Raw genomic sequence first — 5,792 nt, 5'->3', positions numbered from 1 at the left:
CCAGCACGCGCAGCGGATTGGTATACATACGGCGTTTGCAATCTTCGTCCAGCACCTCTTTATGCTGTTCGAGGAAGGCCACCAGCGCGCTGCGGTAGTTGGCGCGCGCGTCAAGTGAACCGATGGAGTTCAGTTCCAGCTCAACGTGGTCAGCAATCCCCAGCGCTTTCCACCAGCGATGGGTCAGCATGATCAGCTCGGCGTCCACGTCAGGCCCCTGCAGGCCAAACACTTCCACACCCATCTGGTGAAACTGGCGATAGCGCCCCTTCTGCGGACGCTCGTAGCGGAACATCGGACCGATGTACCACAGGCGCTGCTCCTGATTGTACAGCAGACCATGTTCGATACCGGCGCGCACGCAGCCTGCGGTGCCTTCCGGACGCAGCGTCAGGCTTTCGCCGTTGCGGTCTTCAAAGGTGTACATCTCTTTTTCAACCACGTCGGTGACTTCACCGATCGCGCGGCTGAACAGTGGGGTTTGCTCGACGATTGGCAGACGGATTTCACTGTAGCCGTAGCTGGCCAGCACCTGCTTCAGGGTGCCCTCAATACGCTGCCAGATGGCGGTATCTGCCGGCAGGTAATCGTTCATCCCGCGAATCGCTTGAATATTCTTCGCCACGTTAGAATCTCTTAATACAAAAAAACCTGTCCGGCATCATACCTTATGAGGATGAAACCGCACAGGTTCAATCACAACTGGCGTGCGCCGGGCGCACACCGTCCTTTATTTTTCCAGCTGCTGCACGTTGATGCGGCGGCTCTCGTCCAGCATGGTGGCTTTCGCACGAATGCGCGCTTCCAGCTGATCGATCATGTCATTGTTGTCGAGGCGATCGCGCTGGCGCACGCCATCTTCGTAGAAACCGCTCTTCTTGTTGCCGCCGGTGACGCCGAGCGTCGAGACCGTGGCTTCGCCGGGACCGTTCACCACGCAGCCAATGATCGAGACGTCCATCGGCGTGATGATGTCTTCCAGCCGCTCTTCCAGCGCGTTCACCGTGCCAATGACGTCAAACTCCTGGCGCGAACAGGTCGGGCAGGCGATGAAGTTGATGCCGCGTGAGCGGATGCGCAGTGATTTCAGGATGTCGTAGCCGACTTTCACTTCTTCAACCGGGTCGGCGGCCAGCGAAATGCGCAGCGTATCGCCAATCCCTTCCGCCAGCAGCAGACCAAGGCCGATCGCTGATTTCACCGCACCCGCACGCGCGCCACCGGCTTCGGTGATGCCAAGGTGCAACGGCTGATCGATGGCTTTTGCCAGCAGACGGTAAGATTCCACCGCCAGGAACACATCGGAGGCTTTGACGCTCACTTTGAACTGGTCAAAGTTGAGGCGATCGAGGTGATCAACATGACGCATCGCGGATTCGAGCAGCGCCTGCGGCGTTGGCTCACCGTATTTTTCCTGCAGATCTTTTTCCAGCGAACCGGCGTTAACGCCGATACGAATCGGAATATTGTGGTCACGGGCGCAATCCACTACCTGGCGAATACGCTCGTTGTTACCGATGTTGCCCGGGTTAATGCGCAGGCAATCGACGCCGTACTCGGCCACTTTCAGAGCGATGCGGTAGTCAAAGTGAATGTCCGCTACCAGCGGCACGTTGACCTGCTGCTTAATCAGTTTGAAGGCTTCCGCCGCATCCATGGTGGGCACGGACACACGCACGATATCCACGCCGACGCGCTCCAGCTGACGGATCTGATTCACCGTGGCTTCGACGTCCGTGGTACGGGTGTTGGTCATTGACTGAACGGCGATAGGCGCGCCATCGCCAACCGGCACCTTGCCGACGTAAATACGTGTAGATTTGCGACGGATAATGGGTGCTTCGTTATGCATATTCTCTCTCCACAATTACCCGGAAAGCGCGCTGCGCGTTATTGCGCACCCAGCGTCAGACGGGCAACCTGGTTATTACGGATAAAACGACTTAAATCAACGGGCTGATTCTGATATTGCACGTCAACCGCACCCGGAGCGCCAATTTTCAGACGATACGGAGCGGTGCCGGACAGGCTGAGTTTACCGCCGCTACGTTGCAATCCGCTGAACAGCTTCTTACCGGTCGCATCGGTGACTTCCAGCCAGCAGTCTGCTTTGAAGTTCATCACCACGGCGTTAGGATCGCCCGCGGGCTGGCTGACGGCAGCGGTACCGGTTGGCATTGAGCCTGCCGGCACGCTGTTGGCCGGCGCCGGTGAGGTGGCCGCTGGCGGTGCGTTGTCAATCGGCGCCTGGCTCGGAGACACCACCGCGTTGTCGCTGCTGGTTGCCGTGTTGCTGCTGGTCGCTGCTGGCGCACTGCTGGTAATGCCAGCGTTGTCTGGCGTGCTGACCGCACCGGCACCGGTGTCAATCGGGGTACCGGCCGCGTTAGTGTCGCTGTCGGTAGTGCTGTCCGTGCTGTTGTCACCCAGCGGAATCGACTGGCTGTTGTCGCTGCTGCTGCCGTTCTGGTCAGCCATCGACACCAGATCCGCCTGCGAGGCTTTATGGTTCTGCCACCACCAGGCGCCGGTCAGGCCGACCACCACGAAAATCACCAGCCAGGTGAAGATCATCAACCAGCCGTCACGCTTTTTACGACGCTTACCCAGTGAGAAGCTCTGCATCGGCTCAATTTTCGCCGCACGCACCGGAGCCTGCTTCGCCATCATCGGCAGCAGGTCATCTTCAGGTACATGCACCAGACGCGCATAAGAGCGAATGTAGCCGCGCAGGAAGGTCGAGGCCAAATCCGCCGGGGATTTATCCTCTTCAATATCACGCACGGTAGAAAGTTTCAGGCACAGGCGCTCAGCGACGTTTTGCTGGGTCAGCCCCATCTGCTCACGGGCCAGACGCAGGCGTTCACCTGTGGAATGTACTGCAGAATTCTCTTGAGTGGCTTCAGTATTCATTAGCTAAATAACGCTGGTACTGTATCGATTGTGGAAAACTTCGCGCCAACCGGTCGCCATAACGTGTAACGTCAGCAGCGTTTCCCTGTTGCGCGGCGAAACGTATCTGTAACCCCAGACTCTCTGCCGTTGCCGGCAAATGCTGATGGTAAACTTCTAAAAGCAGCGGCACTGAAGCCCACTGCTGCTGTTCAAGCCGTCGTTCCACTTCCGTCAGCAGCATACTGCCCTGCTCCGGTGCGGCATCCAGCGCGAGATCGAACTGCTGGCGCGCGGCGCGATCCTCTCCCGCCTGCAGGTAACAATAGCCCGAAAACAGCAGGGCATCCTGAGCGGCGTCGCTGTGCTGCGCTTCAGTTGCCAGCTTAAACTGTTGATGCGCTTCGTCATACTGCCTCAAACCGCAGAGAAACGCACCGTAATTGTTAGCCACATAACCATTCAGCGGCGCTAACTGCTGCGCGCGCTGGTAGTAATGGCGCGTCCGGGCATTATTCTGCTGTGCCTGCGCGACGCGCGCAAGCGCCAGCGGCACCCGGTAATCGCGCGGCGCGGCCTGCTGCGCGCGCAGCAAATTGCGCTGCGCCGCGGCATAATCCTTCACCGCCAGATAGTGCAATCCCAGCTGCAGCCGGATATCAGCCGCGCCGTGCCGCGCCGGTGCTTCGACACACCCGGTTACAACAAAGCCGGCCAGCAGCGCGGCGGGTAATCCTTTACGCATCTCAGTCTCTCCCTGTCAGTTCAGCGCAGAGACTGCCATGCCTGACGCCCGATGCGTAGCAGCGGGCGCGATCTTTCAGAGCGCCTTCACAGAGATGGCTTCACCGGCCATTTTTTTACGCAGCGTACGCTTGGTGCGGTCGATAACATCGCCGGCCAGCTGACCACAGGCGGCATCAATGTCGTCGCCGCGCGTTTTACGCACGATGGTGGTGAAACCGTACTCCATCAGCACTTTGGAGAAGCGGTCAATACGGCTGTTCGAGCTGCGGCCATACGGCGCGCCCGGGAAGGGGTTCCACGGAATCAGGTTGATCTTGCACGGCGTCTCTTTCAGCAGCGCCGCCAGCTCATGCGCATGTTCGGTGCTGTCGTTGACGTGATCCAGCATCACGTACTCAATGGTCACGCGGCCCTGATTAGCGTTGGATTTGCCAATGTAGCGCTTCACCGCCGCCAGGAAAGCTTCGATGTTGTACTTTTTGTTGATTGGCACGATGTCATCGCGGATGGTGTCATTCGGTGCGTGCAGCGAAATCGCCAGCGCCACGTCGATCATATCGCCGAGCTTGTCCAGCGCCGGCACTACGCCCGAGGTCGACAGCGTCACGCGACGTTTGGAGAGGCCGAAACCGAAGTCATCCAGCATGATCTCCATCGCCGGCACCACGTTGGTGAGGTTAAGCAGCGGCTCGCCCATGCCCATCATGACCACGTTGGTGATCGGACGCTGGCCGGTCACTTTAGCGGCACCGATAATTTTTGCCGCGCGCCATACCTGACCGATGATTTCAGACACGCGCAGGTTACGGTTAAAGCCCTGCTGCGCGGTCGAACAGAATTTACACTCCAGCGCACAGCCTACCTGCGAGGAGACGCACAGCGTGGCGCGGTCGGCTTCCGGGATATACACGGTTTCCACCAGCTGATCGCCGACACGAATCGCCCACTTGATGGTGCCATCGCTGGAGCGCATCTCTTCCGCCACTTCCGGCGCACGAATTTCAGCGCGCTGCATCAGCTTGCCACGCAGCACTTTATTGATGTCTGTCATCTGCTCGAAATCATCGCAGCAGTAGTGGTACATCCACTTCATGACCTGATCGGCACGGAACGGTTTTTCGCCCATCTCAACAAAGAATTCGCGCATCTGCTGACGGTTAAGATCCAGCAGGTTAATTTTTTCGTTTTTCGGGGAAACAACCACGGGGGAAGCGGACGACGGCGTCACAATCTGTTCGGACATAATGTTCTCTGGCCTCGTTGTTACACGTTACGGCTCTGGTTAAGAATAGGAAAAAAACAGCGCCCTCGCTGAGCCAGGCTCAACAAGGGCGCATAATTGTACTACATCTGCTGCGTGATGCCAGGGGAACGTCTTAGCCACCGGTTACAAGGTGTAAAGACGTCTGTCCGCATCCGCTACCGCGCACTTAGCGGGTACGTGGGCAGACTTCGTTTTCTGCGAAGAAGTAAGCGATTTCGCGTGCCGCAGATTCTGCAGAGTCAGAACCGTGGGTGGCGTTTTCGGTGAAGCTGTCTGCGTAGTCAGCACGCAGCGTACCGGCCAGCGCGTTGTCCGGGTTAGTTGCACCCATCAGATCGCGGTGACGCTGGATAGCGTTTTCGCCTTCCAGAACAGATACCACAACCGGGCCAGAAGTCATGAACTCAACCAGACCATCAAAGAACGGGCGGCCTTTGTGCTCCGCGTAGAAGCCTTCAGCCTGCTCTTTGGTCAGGTGCAGCATTTTCGCACCAACGATTTTGAAGCCAGCGCTTTCGAAACGGTTGTAGATAGCACCAATCACGTTCTTAGCGACGGCGTTTGGTTTGATGATGGAGAAAGTGCGTTCGATTGCCATGATTACCTCTGATTAGCATCCTGAAGAAACCGGGAACCCGCTCCCGGTAAGAAAACGCGCCGATTATAGGGAGATCGGCGCGCCTTGCCTATGAGTGAAGAGAGGAATTATTGAAAATAATTGATTTCTGTCGGGGCAAACACGCAAAAAATATGCCATAGCGCTGCGTTTAGCCACGCGTGAAGGACACCGAAGCCAGCTGCCCGGCCTCATCCATCACCACCAGCTGATAACGACCGGGCTCGCGCAGCACCAGCGAGGCGCTGTTTTTTCCCGCCGCCAGCTCCACCG

At 57.9% G+C, this 5,792-nt stretch carries 6 protein-coding genes; all 6 read right to left on the bottom strand.

Annotated elements, in window-relative coordinates; all coding sequences use genetic code 11:
- Positions 1 to 625: histidine--tRNA ligase (gene hisS / locus ERD80_RS22210; RefSeq protein WP_136548581.1), on the bottom strand; the 625-nt coding region annotated here is incomplete at its 3' end.
- A 105-nt stretch (positions 626 to 730) separates the two neighbouring features.
- Complete coding sequence (gene ispG, locus ERD80_RS22205) at positions 731 to 1,852, bottom strand: flavodoxin-dependent (E)-4-hydroxy-3-methylbut-2-enyl-diphosphate synthase (protein WP_021506559.1); 1,122 nt, start codon at positions 1,850 to 1,852, stop codon at positions 731 to 733.
- Positions 1,853 to 1,890: 38 nt separating this feature from the next.
- The gene (gene rodZ, locus ERD80_RS22200) at positions 1,891 to 2,913 is read right to left on the bottom strand and encodes a cytoskeleton protein RodZ (RefSeq protein WP_058781734.1); all 1,023 of its coding nucleotides are present in this window, start codon (positions 2,911 to 2,913) and stop codon (positions 1,891 to 1,893) included.
- Entirely contained in the window at positions 2,903 to 3,637 is a 735-nt protein-coding gene (pilW, locus tag ERD80_RS22195; protein WP_058770850.1) for a type IV pilus biogenesis/stability protein PilW, read from the bottom strand. The genes rodZ and pilW overlap by 11 nt, the downstream gene beginning before the upstream one ends.
- Before the next feature lie 75 nt (positions 3,638 to 3,712).
- Complete coding sequence (locus tag ERD80_RS22190) at positions 3,713 to 4,882, bottom strand: bifunctional tRNA (adenosine(37)-C2)-methyltransferase TrmG/ribosomal RNA large subunit methyltransferase RlmN (RefSeq protein ID WP_021506556.1); 1,170 nt, start codon at positions 4,880 to 4,882, stop codon at positions 3,713 to 3,715.
- Positions 4,883 to 5,069: 187 nt separating this feature from the next.
- Positions 5,070 to 5,501, bottom strand: a complete 432-nt coding sequence (ndk, locus tag ERD80_RS22185) for a nucleoside-diphosphate kinase (RefSeq protein ID WP_021506555.1) — start codon at positions 5,499 to 5,501, stop codon at positions 5,070 to 5,072.
- Between the last annotated feature and the right edge of the window lie 291 nt (positions 5,502 to 5,792).

This window comes from Pantoea sp. R102, from assembly GCF_004916815.1.
Lineage (GTDB): Bacteria > Pseudomonadota > Gammaproteobacteria > Enterobacterales > Enterobacteriaceae > Pantoea > Pantoea dispersa.
Note: the sequence above shows the minus strand (reverse complement) of the source record. Positions and strands in the feature narration are given on the sequence as shown.